We start from the raw sequence: 24,736 nt of genomic DNA on the forward strand, positions 1-24,736 counted from the left end.
TAATCTCCTTCCAAACTATTTTAAATACGAAAACGCAAATGTTTGATCCAAATAATCCACCCGGCGCCAAGGAAGAATTATTCGGTTGGCTGCGCCACATGAATAAATACAAAGGTTCAGATTTATTCATCACCACCAATTTCCCGCCTGCCATGAAAGTGGACGGCAAAATCACCCGCCTCAACGACACACCGCTGACGGCTGAAAAGTGCATGGAATTGGCTTTTTCGATTATGAATACCAAGCAAATCGAAGAATTTTCCAGCACCAATGAATGCAACTTCGCCATCAGTCTGCCCGACACCAGCCGCTTCCGTGTCAATGCCATGATTCAACGTGGCGCCACGGCGATGGTGTTCCGCGCGATTACCAGCAATATTCCGAAATTCGACAGTCTCAATCTGCCGCCGGTATTGAAAGATGTGGCCATGAAAAAACGTGGTTTGGTGATTTTCGTCGGCGGCACAGGCTCGGGAAAATCGACATCGCTGGCTTCTTTGATTGATTACCGCAACGAAAATTCGTTCGACCACATCATCACCATCGAAGATCCGATCGAATTTGTACACGAACACAAAAACTGCATCATCACCCAACGAGAAGTCGGCGTAGATACCGAAAACTGGATGGCAGCGCTGAAAAACACGCTGCGCCAAGCACCGGATGTGATTTTGATTGGTGAGATTCGCGACCGCGAAACCATGGATTACGCGATTGCCTTTGCCGAAACCGGCCACTTGTGCATGGCCACACTGCACGCTAACAGCACCAACCAAGCGCTCGACCGCATCATCAACTTCTTCCCAGAAGAACGCCGCACGCAGCTTCTGACTGATTTGTCGCTGAACCTGCAAGCATTTATCTCGCAACGTCTGGTGCCGCGCGAAAGCGGCAAAGGCCGTGTGGCCGCGGTGGAAGTGTTGCTCAATTCTCCGCTGATTGCCGAATTGATCAATAAAGGCGAAATCCACGGTATCAAAGAGTTGATGAAGAAATCCGCCGCCCAAGGCATGCAAACTTTTGACCAAGCCTTGTACGAACTTTATGAACGCGGCGACATCAGTTTCCAAGATGCCATTCGCAATGCCGATTCCGCCCACGATTTACGCTTGGACATCCAATTACGCAGCCGTCGCGCGCAAAATGCGGGTCCGGATTTGGAGCTGATTTGAATCATTAAAATATATCAAAGGCCGTCTGAAACATTTTCAGACGGCCTTGATTCAATCCATCATTTAATCTCAATAAGCTTTTTCCAATCGTAATACCCCGTTTGCCATGTGCCAAATTTCCTGCCCCAAGGCTTCCGCATCGGCCCGGTCATGGGTAATCAGAATCATCGGCACACCCGCCATCTGCTGCAAATCCAATACTTCGCGGCGGGTGCGTTGGCGCAACTGGGCATCCAATGCGGAAAACGGCTCATCCAGCAGCAACAGTTTCGGCCCGGTAATCAACATCCGTGCCAAGGCTGTGCGCTGTTTTTGCCCGCCGGACATTTGGTTGGGATAATGGTCGGCAATGTGTGCCAACTCAAGCAAATCCAACCAATACTGCGCTTTTTCAGACGGCCTTTTGTTCGGATTGCGCCAACCTGTTGCCAAGCCGAAATCGATATTCTGCGCCACGGTCAAATGTGGAAACAGGGCATAGTCTTGAAACAGCAAACCGGCTTTGCGCGCTTGTGTGGCCAACTTTACGCGCTCATCCCACCATGTTTCGCCGTCGATGCGGATATAGCCGCTGTCGGGTTGCATCAAACCGGCCAGCAATTGCAAGGTCAGGCTTTTACCCGAACCGGATGCCCCTAAAATCACGATGCGCTGCGCATCAGATTTCAGGGCGACATTCAAGGCTAACGACGGCAATTTCTTGTGCAACTCGATATCAAACAACATTATTTTCTCCCGTCTTTCACGCACATTAAATGTCCGGCGGCCAGTAAAATCACAATACACACCGCCGACACCAGCACCACCAACCCATTGGCCAGCGCATCATCTCCGGCCTGCACCGCTTCGTAAATCGCAATCGACAAGGTCTGTGTCTGCCCCGGGATACTGCCCGCAATCATCAATGTGGCACCAAATTCGCCCAACGCGCGGGCAAATGCCAGTAAAATACCGGCCAAAATCCCACGCCACGCCAAGGGCAGGCTGACGCGGAAAAACACCGCCGCTTCACTCAGGCCCAACACCCTCGCGGCCTGCTCCCATTGCGGATTCACTTCTTCAAACGCCGCCCGCGCCGGTTTGAAAATCAGCGGGAAAGTCACCACCACCGCCGCAATCACCGCGCCCTGCCATGTAAAAATCAGGTTAATGCCGAACGTATCTTTCAGCCACACACCGAATGCGCTGTTGCGGCCGAAGGCCACCAACAAATAATAGCCGAGTACCGTCGGCGGCAACACCATCGGCAGGGTGAGCAATGTATCCAGCACATTGCGCCCGACAAAACGCCGGCGTGCCAAGGCAAAGCCAACCGCCACCGCCAACACGGTATTCAACAACGTGGCGGTCGCCGCAATTTTGAGCGAGAGTAATAAAGTTGTGAGTAAGGTTTCGTTCATAAGCGGGTGATGATTGAAGGCCGTCTGAAAGCATAAAGCATATAGCCGTTTAAAATAGAAATAAGACAAAGCGGCAGCTGCCGTGTACATCCGGTACATAAGGGAGCTGGCAACGCTGTATTATTTTTATTTTTAAGCCACTAGATTTATATTCTTTTTCAGACGGCCTGTTTCATTTTTCATTCGAAGCATCAAGGCTTTCTAAAACCATAACGGTTCAACACCGCCTGCCCTTGCGCCGACAACACATATTGCACAAACCGCTTGGCTTCCACCGCCTGCTTGGTGCTTTTGCTCACCGCAATCGGGTAAGACACGGCGCTTGGCGTCGGCACCGTCGCCAAAATTTTGACCTTGCCTTTCATCAACACGGCATCGGTGCGGTATACAAAACCGGCATCCACCTCACCGCGCGCGATGTAATCTAAAGACTGGCGCACGTTTTGCGTGGTGATGATTTTCGGCTGCAAACCCGCCCACAAACCGGCTTTTTCCAAACTGGCTTTGCTGTAGCGGCCGGCCGGCACGCTGGCCGGATTGCTCACGGCAATGCGGCCGAAATGTCGGCTTTGCAAATCGCCGAGTTGGTTTACCGCATACCGGCTGCTCTTCGGTGCAGCAATCACCAAAGCATTGTGCGCAAACGTTTTGCGGCTGCCGGCTTCAATCACATTCTTCTGCTGCGCCTGATTCATGGTCACTTCATCGGCAAAAGCCAATACATCCACCGGCGCACCCCGCACTGCCTGTTGCAGCAAAACCCCCGAACCGGCGGTATTGAGCTTGATTTTACTTTGCGGATATTGTTTGTGATAGTGCGTGATGATGTCATTGAACGCATCTTTTAAGCTGGCGGCTGCAGATACGGTGATTTCCGCCGCGGATATTTGGCCTGCGGCAAAAGCGGTCAACAAAAAGGCATAGGGGATTTTCATACGGCCTACCCGATGAATAAAAAACGTTGTTGTACCATTTCTCTTCATGCCCTTTTATAATCCTAAAGAACTAATCAATTGGATTAACACCTCAACAGACCGTCTGAAAATCAATGGGTGTATAATGCGCTTTTTTCATATCGAAATGTTTCCCCATACCATGACGGCTTCCCCGAAACAAGAATTTTTACGCGGCATCAAAGACTGCTCGCCCATGCTCATCGGCTTGTTGCCGTGGGCGATTATTTTGGGTGTGCAAGGCGGACAGAAAGGCATGAGTTGGCTAGAAATGATGCTGATGACAGGAATGAACTTTGCCGGCGGCTCGGAATTTGCCGCGGTTGATTTATGGACTCATCCGCTGCCCATTCTGCTGATTGCGGGCGTGACTTTTATGATTAACTCACGCCATATTCTGATGGGCGCGGCCTATGCGCCGTATATGAAAAATGCACCGATGAAAAAAGTGTTGCCGTCGCTGTTTTTCATGTGTGACGAATCGTGGGCGCTGGGTTTGGCTGAAGCACAAAAGCGCAAAGCGGCCGGTTTGGGCGGCTTTAATTTTGCCTATTACGGCAGCACGTGTTTCATTATGTACACTACCTGGATTCTGTTTGCCAGTATTGGCGCGGCGGTCGGTCCGATGTTCGGCGATGTGGCCGCTTGGGGCTTCGGAATGGCTTTTCCGGCGGTGTTTTTGGTGATTATGCGCGGCTTGTGGAAGAGTTTTTCGGCGGTGCGGCCTTGGTTTGTCAGCCTGATTGTGGCGGCCATCACCTGTTTGAGTATTGACGGGCCTTGGTATGTACCGGCCGGCGCATTATCAGGCCTGCTCACGGCTTACCTGCTGGGAGCGCAAGAATGATTACGCTCGACTCCTTCCTGCTTTTTTGCGCCATGCTGTGCGTGACTTATTCCACCCGCCTCATCGGCTTTTTCGCCCTGCGCAACCGTACCTTGGGCAAACGCGCCCAAACGGTGATGGAAGCCGCTCCCGGCTGCGTGTTGATTTCGGTGATTGCGCCGTATTTTGTGTCCGACAAACCGCACGAACTGATTGCCATCGCCTTGACTGTATTGGCTGCCAGCCGTTTTTCGATGTTGGCCACCGTCATCGTCGGCGTGGCATCTTCGGGCATACTCGGCTATCTGATGCGCTGATGCTGCCGTATATCGGCTTAGGCAGCGCATTGTGCCGCAATAACGTATAATCTTGTTCATAATCCGTTTATTACCCCAAAAGGATGATTCAGATGGCCTATCAAGAAACGTATCAAAAATGGTTGGATTTTGCCGGCATGCCCGATTTCTTAAAACAAGAATTGTCGGCCATGGATGAAAAAACCAAAGAAGACGCATTCTATGTACCGCTGGAATTCGGCACCGCCGGTATGCGCGGCGTGATCGGCGCCGGTATCAACCGCATCAACCGCTATGTGGTGCGCCAAGCCACCGAAGGCTTTGCGCAACTGATTGCCGGCAAAGGTGAAGCCGCAAAAAGCGCCGGCGTGGTGATTGCCTATGATTCGCGCCATTTCTCGCAAGAATTTGCCTTTGATTCCGCTGCTTTGCTGGCACAACACGGCATTCAGGCTTATGTATTCGAATCTTTGCGGCCAACCCCTGAATTATCCTTCGCCGTGCGCGAACTCAAAGCCGCCGGCGGCATCATGATTACCGCCAGCCACAATCCGGCAGAATTCAACGGTTATAAAGTCTACGGCGAAGACGGCGGCCAACTGTCGCCTGATGATGCCGCTGCGTTGACCAAACTCATCCGCGCCGTGGATGATCCCTTCACCATCCAAGTGGCCGATTTCGAGGCTGCCAAAGCCGACGGCAAAATCAAGCTGTTGAGCGAAGAAATGGATCAAAAATACTTGGCCGCCGTCAAAACCGTCACCATCAATCCCGAATTGATTGCCCAACACGGTAAAGACCTGAAAATCGTCTATACCCCGCTGCACGGCACCGGCGAAATGATGGTGCGCCGCGCGTTGAAGCAGGCCGGTTTTGAATCGTTCGAATTGGTGGAAGAACAAGCCATCGCCGACCCGAACTTTACCACCGCGCCTTCGCCCAACCCCGAAAGTCAAGCCGCGTTTGCTTTGGCGGAAAAACTGGGTGCAGCAGTCGGCGCCGATTTGCTGCTCGGCACCGACCCCGACGCCGACCGCTTGGGCGCGGAAATCCGCCAAGCCGACGGCAGCTACTTAACCTTAACCGGCAACCAAATCGGTGCGGTCATGGCGAAATACATTTTGGAAGCCCACCGCCAAGCCGGTACGCTGCCGACAAACGGCGCGATATGTAAATCCATCGTTTCCACCGAATTGGTCGGCAAAATCGCCGAAAGCTACGGCGTAACCGTATTTAACGTTTTGACCGGCTTCAAATTCGTGGCCGAAAAAATCGCCGGATTCGAGCGCACACAAGCCTATAATTATTTATTCGGCTTTGAAGAAAGCAACGGCTACTTAATCAAACCGTTTGCCCGCGACAAAGACTCGGTACAAGCCGCAGTGATGTTTGCCGAAATCGCCGCCTACTACCGCTCGCGCGGCATGACATTGGCTGACGGTCTCGACGAAATCTACCGCGAATACGGCTATTATTTCGACAAACCGATTTCCATCACTATGACCGGTATTGACGGCGCAGCGGAAATCCAAGCGATTATGGGCAAATTCCGCGCCAACGCGCCGAAGCAGTTCAACGGCACCGACATCATCAAAGTGGAAGATTTCCAAGCGCAAACCGCCACCGATTCAGACGGCAAGGTCACCGCTTTGAACACATCGCCGAGCAATGTATTGAAATACTACTTGGCCGACGGCTCTTGGGTTGCCGTGCGCCCTTCCGGTACCGAACCGAAAATCAAATTCTACATTTCCGCCGTCGGCGGCAGCATGAACGAAGCCGAAGGCAAATTCAAAGAAATAGATAAAGAAATCAAAGCCTTTATCGCTTGATTAGTTTGTTTTTTTGAACAATAAGGACGAGGCCTTTGCAATACCCTAGACTTGAGTGCAGTGCGAAGTGAGAGCAGCACGGAAAACACAGATATATCATAAAGATAGGCAAGTTTTCGAGCAGCGCATAACGAAGAAATGTGCCAAAGATAGGGATGTTGCAAAGGTTTCAGGCCGTCTGAATCATTGATTTTCAGACGGCCTTTCGCTTATGTATCGATCAAATCGTTATTCATCCACGCCACAATTTTCACGCGCCGGCATGCAAATCCCGTATAATGCCGTCTGAAACATTTTCTTAAGTAAAACAATGGCCAACCAAAGATTGATTTACGGCTTCCACGCCGTTAACGCCCGCTTGTGGCAAAACCCGAAATCCATTACCGAACTCTACGTTCAAGAAGGCAAAAACGATGCCCGCACACGTGAAGTGTTGGAAAAAGCCGCCACCGAAAACGTGCGCCTGCATTTTGCCGATGCCGGCCGTCTCGACACCATCGCCAAAGGTGCGCGCCATCAAGGCGTAGTCGGTTTTATCGACGCTTCCAAAAACCACGTCCACTTGGAAGACGTCTTGGAAAACCTGAGTGAGCCGGCCTTTTTATTGGTGCTCGACGGCATCACCGACCCGCACAATCTCGGCGCGTGTCTGCGTACCGCCGATGCCATGGGCGTGCATGCGGTGATTGCGCCCAAAGACAAAAGCGCGGGCTTGAATGCCACCGTCAGCAAAGTGGCCTGCGGCGCGGCCGAAACCGTGCCTTATATCACCGTCACCAATTTGGCACGCACCTTGCGCGAATTGAAAGAATACGGTATTTGGATTGTCGGCACCGATATGGGCGGCCAATCCGATTTGTACCACACCGACCTGCCCGAAAGCGTGGCGTGGGTGATGGGCAACGAAGGCGAAGGTATGCGCCGCCTGACACGCGAGCATTGCGATATGCTGGTATCGATTCCGATGTTCGGCACAGTCGAGAGCATGAATGTGTCAGTATCCGCCGGTATGGTGTTGAGCGAAACGCGCCGTCAGCGCGTGTTGAAAGCAGAACAATAAACCTACACATCAAAATGCCGTCTGAAAACTGTTTCAGACGGCATTTTTTCTTATAAAAAATGACTTTTACAAAACTCTTTATCACACTGGCAATATTAAACCCACGTCATTCCCGCCTGCGCGGGAATGAGGTCATCTTTATCTTTGTAATGATAAAAATCTAAAGCAATTCAACAGCCTCAGTTTTCAATATTACTCCTGCCAAGACAACACATAGCGCGTAGCAAACATCCGCATTTCCCCCGCCTGCAATACCTGCAGGCCCAAACCATTATTGAAACCGTCGGGCGCGCCGCTCAAATTTTCCAATGCAACCGAATCGCGCGTTGCCGGAATATAGATTTGCAGATAAGGATAGCTTGAATCCGGATAAATGCGCAGTTGCAGCTTTTCGCCGATCAACACGCAAGCCGGTTTGTCAAAATCGGCCAACACGAAACTGTTGTCCAGCGCGATGCCTTGCATACTCAAGGCCGTCTGAAAGCGGGTGTCGGGCAGAATATTGCCGTTGGCAACCAAATCTTGGTCAAATTCCAACCGCTCGCTGCTGTTGAGCTGCATCGTCCAATCATCAACTTTGCCGCCGAGTGTGAAATAAGGATGCCAACCGTCGGCCAACGGCATGGCGCGGTTGCCGGTGTTGGTTGCGCGTGTGGTCACCGTCAGGCCGTCTGAATCCAATCGATACACAATATTCAAACGATAGGCAAAAGGATAGCCGCTGTCGTCCTGGCGGTAATCTGCCGCCAGCTCCACCCAAGCCGATTGGGCATCCTCGCCACTTTGCACAACGGCAAAATCACAGTCATACATCAAGCCGTGCAAAGCGTGGCCGGCTGCCTGAAATTTACCCTCAAGCTGATAAAGCTGCCCGTTAAACTCATATTGACCATGCCGCACGCGACAGGCAAACGGGCTGAGTTTGACGCTGTGAAAACCATCTGTCAGCGTTTGGCGGCATTGCTGCGGCGATTCATGTCCTTTGACAGCGTTGAACCAAGTACCGTCAGGCCTCATGATTTCATAGCGGTTGAGCAGAGCGCCAAAGGTGTAAATTTCGGCACGGCATTGGCTTCGATGGTTTAATACAATGGTTTCTTCAGATAAATCAAGGCTGAACATCTTCGCTCATTTCTCCATACACAAAATGAGACCTTTGCAAAACCTTATGAACCATCAATAAAAACCAAAACAGCCGTCATTCCCGCGCAGGCGGGAATCCATCTTAAAATTTTAAGAAACCTATTTTATTCAATAGTTTGCCATGCTCAAAAATGGCTTCCCGCCTGCGCGGGAATGACGGCAGTTTTAAAGCAAACTGGCTTTTGGAGTTTTGCAAAGATCCCAAAATGCCGTCTGAAAATCATTTCACAGACATTCAGACGGCATTGATTTAACTGAACAGCTTACGAACGGCGGCGGTATTCGCCCGGCAGCAGCATATCCGCCCACTTCATAATATTGGCGACTTCTGCCGGATTCAATTCATAAAACTGGCCGCGTTTCAAGCGGTTCGGCAGACCAATCGGGCCAAAGCCCACACGCACCAAACGGCTGACAGTCAGGCCTTGGCTTTCGAAAATACGGCGTACTTCGCGGTTGCGGCCTTCTTTAATCACCACGTTATACCATTTGTTCATGCCCTCGCCGCCCTGCTCGTAAATACGCTCGACCTTGGCCAAACCGTCTTCCAGCATCACGCCTTCCTGCGTCAGCATACGCATTTGCTCGGTGCTCAGTTCACCCAACACGCGCACAGCGTATTCGCGCTCGACTTCAAAGCTCGGGTGGGCAAAACGCTGCACCAATTCGCCTGAAGTGGTCAAAATCAGCAAACCGCTGGTGTTGATGTCCAAACGGCCAATCGCCACCCAACGGCTGCTGGCCGCTTGCGGCAAACGGTCGAAAATACTCACGCGGCCTTGCGGGTCGTCGCGTGATACGATTTCGCCTTCTTGTTTGTAATACAGAATAATGCGCGGCAGGCGGTCGGCCCATTTCAGCTTGATGACATTACCCTTCACCGTCACATGGTCGTCGGGCGTGACTTTTTCGCCCAACTCGGCCACGCGGCCATTGACCGTCACCCAACCGTTGGTAATCCATTCTTCCATCTCACGGCGCGAACCCACACCCGAAGCAGCCAGCACTTTTTGCAAACGCTCCGGCTCAAAACGCGACAAATCGCTGCGCCGCTCTTTCAAATCGCGCGCGTGTTCCATGATTTTTTGGTTCGGATTGCGCACCATCAGCTTTTTGGCTTTAGAGACACGCTGTTTCGGCACACGCGGATTTTGCTCGGCCGTTTGGTCGCGGAAACTTGATTTCGCCGTTTTGCCTGCTTTCAGGCCGTCTGAAACGGCTTCGCCGCGTGCACGGCGGCCGCCTTTGAATTCGGTTTCTTGTGATTTGGATTTAAAGCCGGATTCGGCTTTCGGTTTGCTTTTGAACGATACGCTTTTCTTGGCGGGCTTTTGGGCGGCGGTGGACACGCCGTCACGCCATTCGCGCTTGCTGGTCGGCTTTTTGGCCATGATGAATCTCCTAACACGTTGGATATTTTGAAAACAACGGTTCTTCTGCGGCAAATGCGGCAGGACAGTTGGACAATGGATACTGAGGGAATACTGAGGCCGTCTGAAAAATTAAGCGCTTTCAGACGGCCTTTTATATCAACCGCGATTTTACCCTATTTTATTGAATTTGTGTTGGTTTTAATTTAGAAAAGGCCGTCTGAAAACAAATGGTTCAGCGCTTCATCTTTATTTCCAAGCCAATCCGATTAAGGCGACAACCGCTCTTTCACCCACACACCGTTTTCCAAGCGATACTGAATGCGGTCGTGCAAACGGCTTGGGCGGCCCTGCCAAAATTCAATGCGGTCGGGAATCACGATATAGCCGCCCCAATGCGGCGGGCGCGGCACATGCAGCGGGTGTTTCGCGCCGACTGCCGCGGCTTTCGCCACCAACATGGCTTTGCCGGAAATTACTTCACTCTGATTGCTCGCCCATGCGCCGATGCGGCTGGTGTAGGGGCGGCTGTCGAAATATTCGTCGGAAGCAGCCGCATCCAGTTTTTCAATGCGCCCTTCAATGCGCACTTGGCGCTCCAATTCAGGCCAGAAAAACGTCATCGCGGCAAACGGGTTGGCGGCAAACGATTTGCCCTTGCGGCTATGGTAATTGGTGAAAAAGACAAAACCTTGCGCGTTCACTTCTTTGAGCAGCACCATGCGGCTGTTGGGGCGGCCGTCTTCGCCGACCGAAGCCACGTTCACAGCCGTCGGCTCGTTGGCCTGCGAATGCATAGCTTCTTGCAGCCATTGTTCGAATTGGGTAATCGGGTTGCTGTCGCACTCTGATTCCGACAGCTCGCGTTTGCTGTAGTCTTCGCGGATATTGTGCAGATCCATGATGGTTCTCCTGTGGTTTGCTCTAATGATACGCTTTTTTTTCAGACGGCCTCAAGCTTGTTATAATGCCGTCTGAAAAATATCAATGCGAGAAAAACCATGCAAATAGAAGTCGAACTGAAAATCTTAAACCCGAAAATGGCCGAGCAGCTTCCCGCCTATGCCACCCCCGGCTCCGCCGGCTTGGATTTGCGCGCGTGTTTGGACGAAGCGGTGACGCTGCAACCGGGCGAAACCTATCTGGTGCCGACCGGCTTGGCCGTGCATTTGGCCAATCCTGCCTACGCCGCCGTATTACTGCCGCGCTCCGGCCTCGGCCACAAACACGGCATTGTGTTGGGCAATCTGGTGGGCTTAATCGACTCGGATTATCAGGGCGAATTGAAAGTGTCGGTATGGAACCGCAGCCAAACCGCCTTCACCATCGAACCGATGGAACGCATCGCGCAAATGGTGATTGTGCCGGTGATTCAGGCGGCGTTTAAAGTGGTGGACGACTTTGCCGCCAGCGAACGCGGCGAAGGCGGATTCGGCAGCACCGGTAAGGCTTAAAGTTTTCATTTAAAAGGCCGTCTGAAAACTTTTGTTTTCAGACGGCCTTTTAAATGAAAACCGATTAACCGTCACCACGCTCCAACAGCATCACCATCATCACGGCATTCAACACCAGCACATCATCGCGCTCATCGGTTTGGGCGAGTTTGTCCAAGCTAAACTTGCGCTCGAAAAACGACGGCTCTTTTTTCAGGCAGTAAACTTCCTGCCCATCCGGTGCGGTGATTGCGTAAGTCGGATTGAGAAAATAACCGGTCAACGAGCCGAGCAGCGGAATTTCACCGATCAAGCCGTTAACCAAGGCCACCATCGGATTGGTTTCGCGCAGTTGATACACTTCACAGCCCTGCTCGTCGAACAGCACATAGCTGGTTTTCCACAACGATTTCATGCCGTGGCGCTGAATTTTGCCGATCGCATTTCCGCTTGGATCGCGCACGGTATAAACCGCATTGAAATCAATAATGCGGTCGGCTCGGATGTTGAACAATTCGGTTTTGTCGCTGCTGCTGCGAAAAATCTGCACCGACTCTTTGATTTTAAAAATCTTCTGCCGCGTGTAGGCAATTTCTTTGCCGTCGGCATCGAATACGGAAAAATCGTTTGACGGCGTAAAGATTTTGAATTGGAAATTTAAGGGAAAACGGATATTCTGCATGATGTTCTTCTCTGAAAACGGACAAAATTGCGCTATTTAAACCATCAATTTACTCTGTGCCCCATTCTCGCACACATACATCCGTTTCCCAAATCAATCCGATCCGATTTATCAAAAATTTATCGTCAATGCATAAAACGGTGTTTACTGCGAATCACCTTCGGGATTTATTTCTTTGATCTGACCATTTTGATAAGCAACGTGTTTCGCCAGTTCTTGTTGCGCTTCTTGCCAGGTGTGGCCGCATTGCGTGCATTGCAGCAAACCGTCTGGTGTATGGTGGCAATAAGGGAATTGACAATTCGGGCAATAAATATGGCTGCGGATTTCCATGGCTGGCTCCTTTCATTGTTTGCGAAGCTTATTTCAATATGCCGTCTGAAATGTTCAGACCACATATTGGCGGGTGAAAGCGATCGTTCTTCTTAATGAGACTGTTTGAAACTTGATTTGTTTTTATTATAAACATATTAATGGAAATATTTGCCAGATTCTTTAAAAAAAAACTTGCCTAATCCTGCGAAATATTTAGATTATTTTATCGTATCAAAGGATTTTGTTATGGATTCCGCCGCTGCTGAAACCGTCATCCGGCATATTCAAACCCTTAATCAACCGGGTCTTACACCCTTTTAAAGGAATCATGTTGCATACTGCTGAGCCGCCGGTCAAAATCGATGTAATTTCCGAATACACCACCGTAACATTTATTTCATCGGGCGAGCAAAATATGCGGCTGGGCGAACGCTCTTTCATGGCGCGTATCAGTGATATGCTGTTTATTCTGTTCCGGCTACCCATCTCAAGCCGCTTTCTGCCTCAAATCAAAAAAACCTGCCATGTTCTGCAAGAGGCCTTGAACCCAAAAATGAACCGTTGCCCGCTTCATCAAATTATCGGGTATGGAGAAATCGGCTTTTTATCAGCATTTCAAAATGATTACCGGCTGCACGCCCTTGCAGTACCAGAAATCGATTCGTCTTAATCATGCCAAAAGTCTGATTCTGAAAAGTGATTTGCCCATTACCCAAACCGCCTATCAAGTGGGCTATGAAAGTGCCAACCAATTCAGCCGCGAATACAAACGCATCTCCAGCACCATCTAAAGAAGACCAGCAGGCCGTCTAAAAAAAAAAAAAAAAAAAAAAATAAAATAAACTGCCCCCCAAAGTTGGACGATCTCTCCAACCTTAAAAGATGCAGTTTTCTTATTGACAAATATTCATCAGACTTCAAATGCCTAACCTTACTCCATTATTACCAAAAGCACAACCGACATAGTTCGTTTTCAGACGGCCTTGAAAACAAATATTCGACTTAAAACAGCTCAGTCAAGCCAAATCAGGATATAGCGGATTTAGAAGGTATAGCGCAAGCTGCCGACTACGCTGCGCTCGGCACCCCAATAACAATAATAGTCACATCCCGCTACATATTTCTTGCCGGTAAGGTTGGTGGCGTTGATTTGCGCCAACCAATTTTTGCCGAATCTGTATTGTGCCGAAGCATCAAGCAAGGTGTATGACGGCACTTTGTAGCCCGGTGAGTATTGCTCATCCGCCGTGCTACCGACGTATCTTAAGCCTGCGCCCAAAGTCAGACCGTTTAATGCGCCTTGGTCAAAGGCATACTTGACTTGCACTGAGGCTTGGTGTTCCGGAATCAGCGCAGTACGTACCGATTGATTGTAACTTAAATCTTGTTTGGAATCGGTGTAAGTGTAGGCCAAGGTTGCGCTTAGGTTATCGTTCAGGGCGACATCGGCTTGAAATTCGATGCCTTTGCCGCGGCGCTTGCCGATTTGGCGTTGAACAGCGCTGGCATCGGCCACCAAGGCATTTTTCTCTTCCAAGTCAAAGTAGGCAGCGGATAGCTTGCCATCCAGCCATGACGGAATGTATTTGATACCGGCTTCATATTGGCGGCCTTCGTACGGTTTGTAACCATTACCGTAAGCATCGGTGCCGGAAACCGGCTTAAATGATTCGCTGTAGCTAATGTAGGGCGACACGCCGGACTTGAAGTTATACATTAGACTCCCTTGATAGGAAGTATGGCTGACATCATAGCCGTCTGCGGTACCGTTGGAGAAAGAATCGGATTTGGCTTTATCGTGACGCATGCCGAGATTGGCTACTAAACCGCCATAAGTGAATTGATCCCGCAGATAGAAGCCCAATTGCTTTTGCTTGACTTCATAGCGTGTACCAGATTTGACGATACCACTGCTGCTGTTATCAGGTGTGAACAAATTGGTAGCCGAAACGCTGCCAAAACCGTTGTTAACACCGCCTGTGTTGGAGTGCAGGTAATCAATACCGCCCAAGAGTGTATTTTTCCAGCCATTGCCTTTCCACTCCTTGCTCAGGCGGTTGTCAACGGTGTGGGCGTTGACCGTGCCGTCGGTGTAACTGTAGCCTCGGTAGGCGGTGTCAACGCCGTCAGTAGACCAGGCAAATGTCCCAAGCCAATCTAAATCTTGATGGTTATAGCGGTAGTTTTGGGTAAATTTATAACCGTTGCCAAAATCGTGGTTCAATTCGTAGCCAATGGAATATTGGTTGCGGCGGATGTAATCGGCATCAGAATCTTGGTAATGGATGCCGTATGCGGTTTTTTTACCTGAAATCGGATACAACACACCTGCCGACGGTAAATGTACGCTGGTCGGTGTACCTTGTTGGCGCGAAATACTGCTTAAAACCGTCAATCCGGTTTGGTCGCTGATGTCCCAAGTCAAGCTAGGCGCAAAATAATAATCGTTGATTTTGCCGTTGAAATCCCCTTTGCGGCGTTCGACTTCGCCGACCATACGATAACGGACGCTGTTGTCGGCAGCCAGCTTGCCACTGTAATCACCGAATACACCGGCACGGCCTTGGGTACCGATACGTACGCCGACTTCACCTTGGGCTGTTCTGGTGGGCCGCTTGGAAATCAGATTGACCAAACCACCGGTTTCAGACGAACCGTAAGCTAATGAGTCCGCACCTTTGACTACTTCCACTGCTTCTAGGCCGTAAGTATTGGGAATTACGGTAAAAAAGCCGTTTTGCATTACAGGCGAACCGTCGACAGCAACCGAAGCGTCGAATCCGCGGATTTTAATCCATTCCTGCTTGGTGTCGGTGCCGAACTGCCCCGTGCGTGCGCCCGATTCGTAAGCCAAAATATCTTCGACTTTCTCAGGAGCTTTATCGGCGATTTCTTGATGAGTGATGACGGCATTTGATTGTGCCGACTTGAATTTGAGGCCTTCGATTTTGCCGGCGGAACCGACGACTTGAACGGTATCAAGCTCGGCCGTTTGTTCAATATCCGCAGCCAAAACTGTACCTGCATAAATGCCGAGAATAGCGGCTGCCATTGCATTTTTTGTGAAAGTGCTGTTTTTAATCATGAGATTTTCCTAAAGCCCTCCGAAATCAATATCTTGTAAGGAGGATGCGCAAGACAAAAAAGTGTAATGATATAGGTTTTTATTTATATTTACAAACATAACTTATGTAATAGCCCAGCTCAAACAGAGCCGTTACCCAACATTTACTCAAATCAACTTGAGGCCGCCTGAAACTAGCCTGCCCCCAAAATTGGATATTCCCTCCAACTTTAAAAGGTGCAGTTCAAATTGTTCAGACGGCCTTTCGGTGCTTAACCTGCCAAAGATTCTACTCAACAGTATGCCCGTTTTCAAAACTTTTGAAACTTTCCCTACCAAAAGGAATACACATCGGCGTACCGTAAATCGGATCAGCAATCATCATGCTTTTAAGGCCGAACACGGTTTGCACGGTTTCGGCGGTCATCACTTCCTGCGGCGTACCGCGTGCGTGGACATTGCCTTGGTATAATGCAACTATTTCATCCGCATAGCGGCATGCCAGGTTCAAATCGTGCAATACCATCAGAATGGTTTTGCCTGTTTCACGGTTGAGTTGTTGCAGTAAATCGAGGATTTCGATTTGATACGACAGATCCAAAAAGGTAGTCGGCTCGTCAAGCAGCAGATAAGGTGTATCTTGTGCCAAAGCCATGGCAATCCATGCCCGCTGCCGTTGTCCACCGGATAAGGTTTTCACCGCCTGCTCTGCAAAAGCGTCAGTTCGGGTCAGGTGCATGGCGTTTTCGACGGCGGCATCATCGCCGGGCTGCCATGCCTTACCGAATGTACGGTGCGGATAGCGGCCATAGCGCACCAATTGGCGCACGCTAATGCCCTCGGGAGTGGCCGGACTTTGCGGCAACATGGCCAAGCGGCGGGCGAATGCTTTGCTGCCGTATTCATTTACTGCTTTTCCGTCCAATACAATCTGCCCGCCCGTCGGCTGAATCTGCCGCGCCAAAGCTTTGAGCAGGGTGGACTTGCCGCAGCCGTTGGTGCCGATGAACACGCTGATTTTGCCTTGGGGGATTTGATGTGACAAATCGCGGATAACGGTATGGCTGTCGTAGGCAACGACCAAGTTTTGACCATGAAGCATAATGTTTCCTATTGAAAATGTTTCAGACGGCTTTAGGCTTAAGCGAAAGCAGAAAAACCAGATACAGTCCGCCCAAAGCCGCCGTAACGATGCCGGCAGGCAACGGAGCTGGCGTCGGCAGCAGACGCGCAGTCAAATCGGCGGCCATCATCAACACGGCACCGGTAAGCGCGGCGGGCACCACCATCGGCCGGTCTGTCTGCATCATGCGACGTACAATGTGTGGGGCTGCCAAGGCCAAAAAAGATACAGGACCTGCCACCGTAACCGCTGTAGCCGCCAATGCCGTCGCCGCCAACAACAGCAGCCATGAACTGCTTCTAACCGGCACACCCAAACCCGAAGCGGTATCGCGTCCCAATGCCAACAGGCTCAAACGTGTGTTGAGTAGCATTAAGCCCGCCAGCAACAAGGGCATGAACGTCCACACGGTGACAACGTGCTCCCACGACCGCGCTTCGAGACTGCCGCTCAGCCATGCCGTCATCTGCTGCGCGTTTTCCTGACGCACAGCGGTCAAGCCGAACTGCACCAGCGCCATTGCCGCCGCATTCACCGCCAAACCGCTGACGATAATCTCCATACCAAAATTCAGACGGCCTTTGGTGCCCAGCAGCACCAAAACCAACACCGACAGCGCGCCCAGCAGCGCGTCTTGCGCAATACCCAAATACCCCGGCCAAAGCAATCCTGCCGCCACCGCCCCGACTGCCGCGCCCGCATTGACACCGATGATGTCGGGGCTGCCCAAAGGATTGCGCGTCAGGCTTTGAAATACTGCCCCCGCCGCACCCAATGCCGCACCCGCGCCCGCTGCGGTCAGAGTGCGCGGCAGCCACAAATCATAAAACAGCCATTGCTGCATCGGGTTAGCGGTACTGCTCAGGATATCAGCTATATTGCCGAGCAGGAAATGCTGTTTGCCCCAAATGGCAGACAACACCAGCAATCCGGCCAAGATAATGATTAAGCCCGTCTGAATCTTGCGTTGGCGCTTTAAAGGCAGGAACAAACTTTTCATTTTGCTGCCCCTTTCAAACGCAGCGCGACCACATACAGCAAGGGCGCGCCGGCCAAGGCGGTAATGATGCCGGTAGCGACTTCCGCCGGTGCCGATACGACCCGTGCCAAAATATCGGATACTACCAGCAGGCACGCACCAATAAACAAGCTGTAAGGCAACAGCCAGCGGTAGTCGTTGCCCGTCCAGATTCTCGCCAAGTGTGCAGCCGCCAAGCCGACAAATGCCACCGGCCCCGCCACCGCGACGGACGAACCGGCCAATACCGCCGCACATACCAACACCGCCAGTTGAACAGGTAACACTTTTGTACCCAGCGCACGCGCCGTATCCGTCCCCAGCGCAATCAGGTTGAGATGATAGCCCAGTAGTAAAGCAGTGACGGCAGCCGGAACGGCAAAAGGCAGCATTTGACCGAGACCGGCCAAGGTCACGCCGCCGAACGCACCGCTGTTCCAAAAGCGCAAATAGTCAAATAAAACCGGATTGAGTTGCGACAGCAACGACACATACGCGCTCAAGGCCGCACCAATAGCTGCCCCCGCTAACACCAGCTTGCCATAAGCTCCCCGCCGGCTGCTCAAGCCAATGCTGCAAATCACTACAGATACCACCAACGCACCACCTAAAGCCAGCCAGAATTCGGATACGTTTTGCAGAAAAGGCAGCGGCAGCGCAGAGACGATGGCCGCCGCCGCACCCGCGTTCACGCCGAGCAAACCCGGATCGGCCAGCGGGTTACGCGTCAAGCCCTGCATCAATGCGCCCGACAAGCCCAAAGCGGCACCGCAACAGGCGGCGGTAAAAGTGCGCGGCAAACGAGAATCGATTACCCAATCGTTATACACACGCAGGCCGTCTGAAAACAGGTAATGCTGCAAATCGCCGAAGGCCAAAGGCTTAGTGCCGAACACCAAGCCACACGCCAGCGCGACGACGGTCAACAAAACGACGGCCAACAGGCCACAAAATAAGGTTGCCGTGGATTTCACAGCTGCTCCTTGTCGGGAAAAAATGATTTATTGTTGAGACCGTCTGAAACCGGAAAAAAGTTTTCAGACGGTCTTTCCGGTTTTACTGCCCTATCGGATTAGCGGCTTCCAAACAGATATTGTTTGAAGCGAATGCCGTGTACACCCAGTAAATAAAGGGCTGGCAACGCCGTATTATTTTTATTGGAAACCACTATATTCCACCCATGTTTTCAGACCGCCTCAATCCAACGCGTTTTCAATACGCGTCCAATCCGCTTCCAAACGCCTCAAGCCCCAGCGCAAACTCTGCGGAGTGGCCTGATACATGGCGGCATTCACTTCGCGGTCGAGCAGCGGCAGGTATGTGCCACGTTTGACAGCCTTGATTTCACGGAATAACGGCCTCGCCTCCACCATTTTTTGATCTTCCTCGCTGAAAAACCAAGTGATGACGATGTCGCTCTGATTGAGTTTGTCGGCGTTTTCCAAGCCTAAAGCCACCGACCACGAGCCTTCATCGACACTCATCTTCACCAAATCAGGCGACATTTTCAGACCGAGTCCGTACAAGGCGTCCACGCGCGGTTCACCTTCGGCATAAACCGACAATTGCGGACTGCGGGCACCGGAGTAAATATAGGCGAAGGTTTTGCCCTGAAGTTTGGGGTGGCGACGGCGGAAATCGGCATATTCCGCGCCGATTTGGGCTTTGAGGGCGGCCGCTTGTTTCTGCTTGCCGAAAGCGGCGGCAATGATGCCGATTTGTTCATCTACTGTCGTCATCCACGGTTTGTGCGGATGGGCAATGACAGGGGCGAACCCTGACAGCAGACGGTAGTTTTCCTCGGACAAGCCCGATTGCGTGGCTATAATCAGATCTGGATTGAACGAAACCAGTTTTTCCGCATCCAATTCGGGATACATCACCACCGTGGGCGGCAAAGGACGCTTCTGTTCAGCCATAAACTCTTTAAACCATGGCATGTAGCCATTTTCATCCCCTCCCCAAAGATTGGCTTCCATCGCCACCGGCTGGATGCCCAAAGCCACCACCAAATCAACCGTACCCGCACCCAACACAACTACGCGCTCGGGTGCTTTTTGCAAAGTCACGCTGCCCAAGCTGCCATTGAGGGTGACCGGATATTGATGGCCCGCCCGTTCGTAAACCACAAACGGCTTGGCGGCCTGCTGCGCTTGTGGGCGGCAGGCCGTCTGAAAAATAATGCCGGCGACCAATAATAACGCCGTCGACAGCTTGATGATTCGATAAAACTTGAATGTCACGATATGCTTAGGAAAACAGAAAATAACAAAAAACAACTTACAAATGATAATTATTATTTATAACATGTGCGGTATTATACACATTTCCAAACATATTTCATCCTGTTTTTAACCTTAATCCGCATGGTGCTTGGCATCGGGCAATCGAGTACCGATACCTTTAAACTGGCGAAATCAGAAAAAACCCTGCCCTCATACAATCTCTGCTTTTCAGACGGCCTCCCCCTCCAAACCAAGCTTACAAATACTTTAATTTTCCATACTTTCTTTCAGTCAACTAATGCTAAAATCTACTGCCCTACTCCCACCGAACCACTTAAATAATTTATTATTTGCAATCTGTAGAGCAATCACCGACCCATCCACGAGAATACTTATGCTTTTTTTATCTGCCAACACGGCCAAACCTGTAGCCGAAGCGGCCAATCATCTTTTGGAATCGACCGGCAACGGCTTGAAAGAATTTTTTTTCAATCTGTTTGCGCGTAACCAATTTACTTCCCACCTGCTCGAACGCAGCTTCAGCGAACCCATCGGCTGGCTGGAAATCGGCATCACCGTTGCGCTGATGATAGCGACTTATTATTTATCGGAATTTCTGATTCGCAAATATCCCGTTCTGCCCGACCGCAAGTGGGCAAGTGCACGCCATATTGCCAACCGCCTGCTGTGGCCTTTTCTACTGCTGATTTGCTCGATTATCGCGCTTTATACGTGGAACTTGTTTGAGCTGCGTTCGGTATGGCTACGCTTGCTCATAATGGCGGCACGCTGGATGATTCTGATTCGCTTGGTGTTGTCTTTGGTGCATGCCGCGTTGCCGAGACATAAAGTAACCGACTGGCTGGAACGCTTCTTATCCGGCACATTGTGGGTATGTTTTGTCATTTGGTTGTCGGGTATCGATGATTTGCTCATTGGCATTTTGCAAGATACCAAGCTCAGCCTCGGTTCGATTAATCTAAGCGTGTACACCATTCTCACCGGCCTGTTGTGGGTGGCGGTGGTATTGACGTTTGCCATGTGGCTCAGCCGCCTGATTGAAGGCTGGTTGATGAAAAACCACCACATGGACATGAACTTGCGCATCGTGATGTCAAAAGTGGTCAAAGCTTTCTTAACCGTGCTGGCGATTCTGATTGCGCTGCCGCTGGTAGGCATTGATTTGACTGTATTATCGGTATTTGGCGGCGCACTCGGTGTCGGCATCGGTTTCGGCCTACAGAAAGTAGCCAGCAACTACATTTCGGGCTTTATCATTTTGGGCGACCGCTCTATCCGCCCGGGCGACCGTTTGACAGTGAATAACTTTACCGGCTACGTCACCAAAATCACCTCGCGCTTTGTGGTCTTAAAAAGCGCCGCGGGTGGCGAAGCCTTGATTCCGAACGAGACTTTCATCACATCCACCGTAATCAACGAATCTTACACCGCCAAATCTTTGTGGCAGAGCATCGACGTACAAGTCGCCTACCACACCGATTTGGCCTTGGCGATGAAGATTATGGAAGAAGCCGCCAAATCGCAGGAACGCGTACAGGCCGACCCATCGCCAAAAGCCTTTTTAATCAGCTTCGGCGATAACGGCGTTAATCTGCGTGTCGGCTTTTGGGTAAAAGACCCGGAGAACGGCTTTGTCGGCCTGTTTTCAGCAATTTTGCTGGATATTTGGAAACGATTTAACGAAAGCGGCATTGAGTTCCCGTTCCCGCAACGCGAAATCCGCATTCTCAATGAAGAGCGCGCACCTGATAATGCCGCCATGATACGCGCCGGTATGGAAGTGAAAAAGTATACGCGTTCCGACAAAAATTTCGAAGCGGAACACGACGACCGATGAGCAAACCGCTGAAATACCCTATCTCCGCCTTAGTGGTGCTGCACGATAAAGACGGCAACATTCTCTTAATCGAACGCACCACACCACAAGGCTTTTGGCAATCGGTCACCGGCAGCATCGAGCCGGAAGACAACAATATTTTTGCCGCCGCCAAACGCGAAGTGTGGGAAGAAACCGGCATTTCACTTTCAGACGGCCAATTGCTTGATTGGCATCAAAGCACGGTATATGAAATCTACCATCATTGGCGCCACCGCTACCCCCAAGGCGTGTTTGAAAACCGCGAACACATCTTCTCCGCCGAAATCCCGCGCGATACGGCCATCACGCTGCAAGCGGCGGAACATGTGGCTTATGGCTGGTTTAACGCCGAAGAGGCGGCGGAAAAGGTGTTTTCGCCGTCAAATAAACGCGCGATTTTAGCTTTGCAAAAAAGGCTGGAGAAACAATAACCAATGCCGTCTGAAACCTGTTTCAGACGGCATTTTTTTCGGGAAACGCAGCAGATTCATCTCCCCAAACCTTCAGACGGCCTTAAAAATTCTTGTGAATCTCATCCACCGGCACATGGCGCACATCAATACCGCGCACCAGATAAACCACATGTTCGCAAATATTTTTCGCATGGTCGCCAATGCACTCGGCCGCTTTGTTCATCAACATCGTTTCCATGCCGATGCCGTACGGGTCTTCCATCATATAGGTCAGCAAGGCGCGCGACTGATTGTGGTAAGCCATGTCTAAAGATTTATCCAACTCGTTGATTTTCAGAATGGTTTCATCGTCCAAGCGCGCAAACGCATCCAAAGATTGGCGCAACATCGGCACCGTCATTTCCAGCAAACGGTGCGTATCATAAAGCTGCTTGCAGCTGACATGGTGTTTTGCAATCAAACCGTTGGCGTGCAAAGCGATTTTCTTGATTTCATCGCCCATACGCTCCAAATCCACAATCACGCGGCTCACGGTCAATACCAAACGCAAATCGCCGGCAGTCGGCTGGCGGCGCACCAAAATCGTTTGGCAGGCATCATCAATCGATACTTCCAACTCATTGATTTTATCGTCGTTTTGCACCACTTGTGCCAAGATTTCCTTGTCGGCATCATTAAATGCTTCCAGAGTTTGTCCGAGCTGCTGCTCAATCAAACCGACCATGGCCAATACATCGGTGCGCACCTGTTCCAATTCCTGATGGAAATGCGATGAAATATGCTCGGACATTCTCGTCTCCTAGATTAAGAAGCCCTTAAAATATCAGGTTTTGATGACAATATTTTGACAAAAATATTTCAACGCGCATCTGTTGTCATCAATCATCCCCTTCCCGTCACACAAACCCTGTTCAATGTTCAGACGGCCTTTTGTTTGCTATACTTTACCCGTTTAACCCAACCTATTTTCAAAGGAAACATACATGGCAGATTTTAACCAAATCCTGACCCCGGGCGACGTAGACGGCGGCATCATCAACGTAGTCAACGAAATCCCTTGCGGCAGCAACCACAAAATCGAATGGAACCGCAAACTGGCCGCCTTCCAACTAGACCGCGTAGAGCCGGCAATTTTCGCCAAACCGACCAACTACGGCTTTATCCCGCAAACTTTGGATGAAGACGGCGACGAACTCGACGTATTGTTGGTGACCGAGCAGCCGTTGGCCACCGGCATCTTCTTAGAAGCCCGTGTGATCGGCGTGATGAAATTCGTCGACGACGGCGAAGTGGACGACAAAATCGTCTGCGTACCGGCCGACGACCGCAACAACGGCAACGCCTACCAATCATTGGCCGACCTGCCGCAGCAATTGATCAAACAAATCGAATTTCACTTCAACCACTACAAAGACCTGAAAAAAGCAGGCACCACCAAAGTCGAATCTTGGGGCGATGTGGAAGAAGCCAAAAAAGTGATTAAAGAATCGATTGATCGCTGGAACAAACAGGCTTGATTTGAATTGAAATAAAAGGCCGTCTGAAATTTCAGACGGCCTTTCCCAATCTTACCAATCTGCCCTTTCCTCCATCTCCGCCACCGCTTCTTTCAACGCCGTATCCAACCCCTCGTCAAACGCAGAATGACCGCCCTGCACAATACGCAATTCGGCTTCGGGAAAGGCTTGCGCCAGTTCCCATGCGCTTTGCATCGGGGTGCATAAATCATAGCGGCCTTGGCAGATGATGGTCGGAATATGGCAGATTTGATTGATGTTGTTCAAAATCGCTTTATCGCCTTGCAACCAGCCTTGATACACAAAATAATGCGTTTCTATGCGGGCGATGGCGAGTGATTCTTGCGCGCCTTCGTCCACCTCTTTCGGCTCAAACCGCACCAAATAGCTTTCCCAATCTGCCCATGCCTTGGCCGCTTTCAGACGGCCTGGTTCGTCTTCACCGTGTAATAATTCGTGATACGCGGCAATCAGATTGTTGCGTTTGTGTTCGGGAATTGGGGCGAGAAACTGTTGCCATTGGTGCGGATAAATTTGGCTGACACCGCCCTGCTCGTTCAGCCAAGCGGTTTCAGACGATCTGCACAGGAAAATACCACGCAGCACCAATCCGGCCATGCGCTCGGGATGGGTTTGGGCATAGGCCAAGGCCAACGTGCTGCCCCATGAGCCGCCGAACACCAGCCATTTTTCAATGCCGAGCATGCGGCGCACGGCTTCAATGTCGGCCACCAAATCCCAAGTGGTGTTTTCTTCGACGCAGGCATAAGGCAGCGAGTGGCCGCAACCGCGCTGGTCAATGATCACAATCCGGTACACATCGGGATGAAAAAATCCGCGACACGCCGGCGAAGCGCCTGCACCGGGGCCGCCGTGCAGAAAAATCACCGGCAAGCCGTCGGGATTGCCGGATTCTTCCCAATAAATTTGATGGCGTGCGGATACGGGCAGTAAGCCGCTGCGGTGCGGTTCGCAAATCGGGTGCATGGGAAAATCCTGATGTAAAGTGGAACAA

The 24,736-nt window shown here is 51.0% G+C and carries 26 protein-coding genes; 11 read left to right on the forward strand and 15 right to left on the reverse strand.

From position 1 onward, the window contains the following. Positions 1-38: 38 nt before the first annotated feature. Positions 39-1,172 (forward strand): PilT/PilU family type 4a pilus ATPase, encoded by a 1,134-nt coding sequence (locus ACFPVS_RS00605; protein WP_123803983.1) that lies wholly within the window; start codon positions 39-41, stop codon positions 1,170-1,172. Between the two features lie 69 nt (positions 1,173-1,241). Here the strand turns inward: ACFPVS_RS00605 and ACFPVS_RS00610 are convergent, their stop codons facing one another. From ACFPVS_RS00610 to modA, 3 genes are all read right to left on the reverse strand, one after another. Beyond that, positions 1,242-1,898: a sulfate/molybdate ABC transporter ATP-binding protein gene (locus ACFPVS_RS00610; protein WP_096294901.1), complete on the reverse strand. Its 657-nt coding sequence runs from the start codon at positions 1,896-1,898 to the stop codon at positions 1,242-1,244. After that, complete coding sequence (gene modB / locus ACFPVS_RS00615) at positions 1,898-2,572, reverse strand: molybdate ABC transporter permease subunit (protein WP_096296089.1); 675 nt, start codon at positions 2,570-2,572, stop codon at positions 1,898-1,900. The genes ACFPVS_RS00610 and modB overlap by 1 nt, the downstream gene beginning before the upstream one ends. Before the next feature lie 191 nt (positions 2,573-2,763). Then, positions 2,764-3,507, reverse strand: coding sequence for a molybdate ABC transporter substrate-binding protein (modA, locus tag ACFPVS_RS00620; protein WP_378595131.1), 744 nt, complete (start codon positions 3,505-3,507; stop codon positions 2,764-2,766). 214 nt (positions 3,508-3,721) lie between these two features. Here modA and ACFPVS_RS00625 point away from each other — a divergent pair, with 214 nt between their 5' ends. The 4 genes from ACFPVS_RS00625 to rlmB all read left to right on the forward strand — a co-directional run bounded on the left by ACFPVS_RS00625 (position 3,722) and on the right by rlmB (position 7,539). After that, positions 3,722-4,372 (forward strand): AzlC family ABC transporter permease, encoded by a 651-nt coding sequence (locus tag ACFPVS_RS00625; RefSeq protein ID WP_096296088.1) that lies wholly within the window; start codon positions 3,722-3,724, stop codon positions 4,370-4,372. Continuing rightward, on the forward strand, positions 4,369-4,668 hold the full coding sequence (locus ACFPVS_RS00630; RefSeq protein ID WP_096294900.1) for an AzlD family protein: 300 nt from the start codon (positions 4,369-4,371) through the stop codon (positions 4,666-4,668). Before ACFPVS_RS00625 ends, ACFPVS_RS00630 begins: the two co-directional genes overlap by 4 nt. Before the next feature lie 92 nt (positions 4,669-4,760). Further along, positions 4,761-6,479, forward strand: a complete 1,719-nt coding sequence (locus ACFPVS_RS00635; RefSeq protein ID WP_096294899.1) for a phospho-sugar mutase — start codon at positions 4,761-4,763, stop codon at positions 6,477-6,479. A gap of 310 nt (positions 6,480-6,789) precedes the next feature. After that, positions 6,790-7,539, forward strand: a complete 750-nt coding sequence (rlmB, locus tag ACFPVS_RS00640; protein ID WP_378595133.1) for a 23S rRNA (guanosine(2251)-2'-O)-methyltransferase RlmB — start codon at positions 6,790-6,792, stop codon at positions 7,537-7,539. 192 nt (positions 7,540-7,731) lie between these two features. Here rlmB and ACFPVS_RS00645 read toward each other — a convergent pair whose 3' ends face one another. From ACFPVS_RS00645 to pdxH, 3 genes are all read right to left on the reverse strand, one after another. Beyond that, the gene (locus ACFPVS_RS00645; protein WP_096294898.1) at positions 7,732-8,661 is read right to left on the reverse strand and encodes an aldose 1-epimerase; all 930 of its coding nucleotides are present in this window, start codon (positions 8,659-8,661) and stop codon (positions 7,732-7,734) included. Positions 8,662-8,945: 284 nt separating this feature from the next. Beyond that, positions 8,946-10,073, reverse strand: a complete 1,128-nt coding sequence (locus tag ACFPVS_RS00650) for a pseudouridine synthase (RefSeq protein WP_198345338.1) — start codon at positions 10,071-10,073, stop codon at positions 8,946-8,948. Between the two features lie 248 nt (positions 10,074-10,321). Continuing rightward, on the reverse strand, positions 10,322-10,954 hold the full coding sequence (gene pdxH, locus ACFPVS_RS00655) for a pyridoxamine 5'-phosphate oxidase (protein ID WP_096294897.1): 633 nt from the start codon (positions 10,952-10,954) through the stop codon (positions 10,322-10,324). Between the two features lie 99 nt (positions 10,955-11,053). Between pdxH and dut the strand changes: the two genes are divergently transcribed. Beyond that, a complete protein-coding gene (dut, locus tag ACFPVS_RS00660) occupies positions 11,054-11,506 on the forward strand; it encodes a dUTP diphosphatase (RefSeq protein ID WP_096294896.1) in 453 nt (150 codons plus the stop codon). Between the two features lie 64 nt (positions 11,507-11,570). Here dut and ACFPVS_RS00665 read toward each other — a convergent pair whose 3' ends face one another. Together ACFPVS_RS00665 and ACFPVS_RS00670 are read right to left on the reverse strand one after the other, a co-directional pair. Next, the gene (locus ACFPVS_RS00665; protein WP_096294895.1) at positions 11,571-12,167 is read right to left on the reverse strand and encodes an LURP-one-related/scramblase family protein; all 597 of its coding nucleotides are present in this window, start codon (positions 12,165-12,167) and stop codon (positions 11,571-11,573) included. Positions 12,168-12,311: 144 nt separating this feature from the next. Then, on the reverse strand, positions 12,312-12,500 hold the full coding sequence (locus ACFPVS_RS00670) for a hypothetical protein (RefSeq protein WP_096294894.1): 189 nt from the start codon (positions 12,498-12,500) through the stop codon (positions 12,312-12,314). Positions 12,501-12,810: 310 nt separating this feature from the next. On the opposite strand from ACFPVS_RS00670, the gene ACFPVS_RS00675 reads away from it, so the two are divergent. Together ACFPVS_RS00675 and ACFPVS_RS00680 are read left to right on the forward strand one after the other, a co-directional pair. Beyond that, a complete protein-coding gene (locus ACFPVS_RS00675) occupies positions 12,811-13,152 on the forward strand; it encodes a hypothetical protein (protein WP_157742703.1) in 342 nt (113 codons plus the stop codon). Beyond that, complete coding sequence (locus tag ACFPVS_RS00680; RefSeq protein ID WP_198345337.1) at positions 13,103-13,273, forward strand: helix-turn-helix domain-containing protein; 171 nt, start codon at positions 13,103-13,105, stop codon at positions 13,271-13,273. The genes ACFPVS_RS00675 and ACFPVS_RS00680 overlap by 50 nt, the downstream gene beginning before the upstream one ends. Positions 13,274-13,524: 251 nt before the next feature. Here the strand turns inward: ACFPVS_RS00680 and ACFPVS_RS00685 are convergent, their stop codons facing one another. The 5 genes from ACFPVS_RS00685 to ACFPVS_RS00705 form a co-directional block, all read right to left on the reverse strand. Next, positions 13,525-15,567 carry a TonB-dependent siderophore receptor gene (locus tag ACFPVS_RS00685; protein ID WP_378595137.1) on the reverse strand — a complete coding sequence of 681 codons (2,043 nt, stop codon included), beginning with the start codon at positions 15,565-15,567 and terminating at the stop codon, positions 13,525-13,527. Between the two features lie 268 nt (positions 15,568-15,835). Continuing rightward, positions 15,836-16,648 carry an ABC transporter ATP-binding protein gene (locus tag ACFPVS_RS00690; RefSeq protein WP_198345336.1) on the reverse strand — a complete coding sequence of 271 codons (813 nt, stop codon included), beginning with the start codon at positions 16,646-16,648 and terminating at the stop codon, positions 15,836-15,838. A gap of 22 nt (positions 16,649-16,670) precedes the next feature. Further along, a complete protein-coding gene (locus ACFPVS_RS00695) occupies positions 16,671-17,669 on the reverse strand; it encodes a FecCD family ABC transporter permease (RefSeq protein ID WP_096294888.1) in 999 nt (332 codons plus the stop codon). Next, positions 17,666-18,661 carry a FecCD family ABC transporter permease gene (locus ACFPVS_RS00700; protein WP_378595140.1) on the reverse strand — a complete coding sequence of 332 codons (996 nt, stop codon included), beginning with the start codon at positions 18,659-18,661 and terminating at the stop codon, positions 17,666-17,668. The genes ACFPVS_RS00695 and ACFPVS_RS00700 overlap by 4 nt, the downstream gene beginning before the upstream one ends. Before the next feature lie 222 nt (positions 18,662-18,883). Next, entirely contained in the window at positions 18,884-19,930 is a 1,047-nt protein-coding gene (locus ACFPVS_RS00705) for an ABC transporter substrate-binding protein (RefSeq protein WP_157742699.1), read from the reverse strand. A 454-nt stretch (positions 19,931-20,384) separates the two neighbouring features. Between ACFPVS_RS00705 and ACFPVS_RS00710 the strand changes: the two genes are divergently transcribed. Together ACFPVS_RS00710 and nudB are read left to right on the forward strand one after the other, a co-directional pair. Further along, a complete protein-coding gene (locus ACFPVS_RS00710; RefSeq protein ID WP_378595248.1) occupies positions 20,385-21,770 on the forward strand; it encodes a mechanosensitive ion channel family protein in 1,386 nt (461 codons plus the stop codon). Continuing rightward, positions 21,767-22,222 carry a dihydroneopterin triphosphate diphosphatase gene (gene nudB / locus ACFPVS_RS00715; protein ID WP_123803970.1) on the forward strand — a complete coding sequence of 152 codons (456 nt, stop codon included), beginning with the start codon at positions 21,767-21,769 and terminating at the stop codon, positions 22,220-22,222. The genes ACFPVS_RS00710 and nudB overlap by 4 nt, the downstream gene beginning before the upstream one ends. Positions 22,223-22,304: 82 nt before the next feature. Here the strand turns inward: nudB and phoU are convergent, their stop codons facing one another. Next, a complete protein-coding gene (phoU, locus tag ACFPVS_RS00720; RefSeq protein WP_096294883.1) occupies positions 22,305-22,994 on the reverse strand; it encodes a phosphate signaling complex protein PhoU in 690 nt (229 codons plus the stop codon). A gap of 193 nt (positions 22,995-23,187) precedes the next feature. On the opposite strand from phoU, the gene ACFPVS_RS00725 reads away from it, so the two are divergent. After that, on the forward strand, positions 23,188-23,721 hold the full coding sequence (locus tag ACFPVS_RS00725) for an inorganic diphosphatase (RefSeq protein WP_096294882.1): 534 nt from the start codon (positions 23,188-23,190) through the stop codon (positions 23,719-23,721). 51 nt (positions 23,722-23,772) lie between these two features. Here the strand turns inward: ACFPVS_RS00725 and pip are convergent, their stop codons facing one another. After that, positions 23,773-24,708, reverse strand: a complete 936-nt coding sequence (gene pip / locus ACFPVS_RS00730) for a prolyl aminopeptidase (RefSeq protein WP_378595143.1) — start codon at positions 24,706-24,708, stop codon at positions 23,773-23,775. Between the last annotated feature and the right edge of the window lie 28 nt (positions 24,709-24,736).

The sequence above is a fragment of the Neisseria weixii genome (assembly GCF_042658245.1).
GTDB lineage: Bacteria > Pseudomonadota > Gammaproteobacteria > Burkholderiales > Neisseriaceae > Neisseria > Neisseria weixii.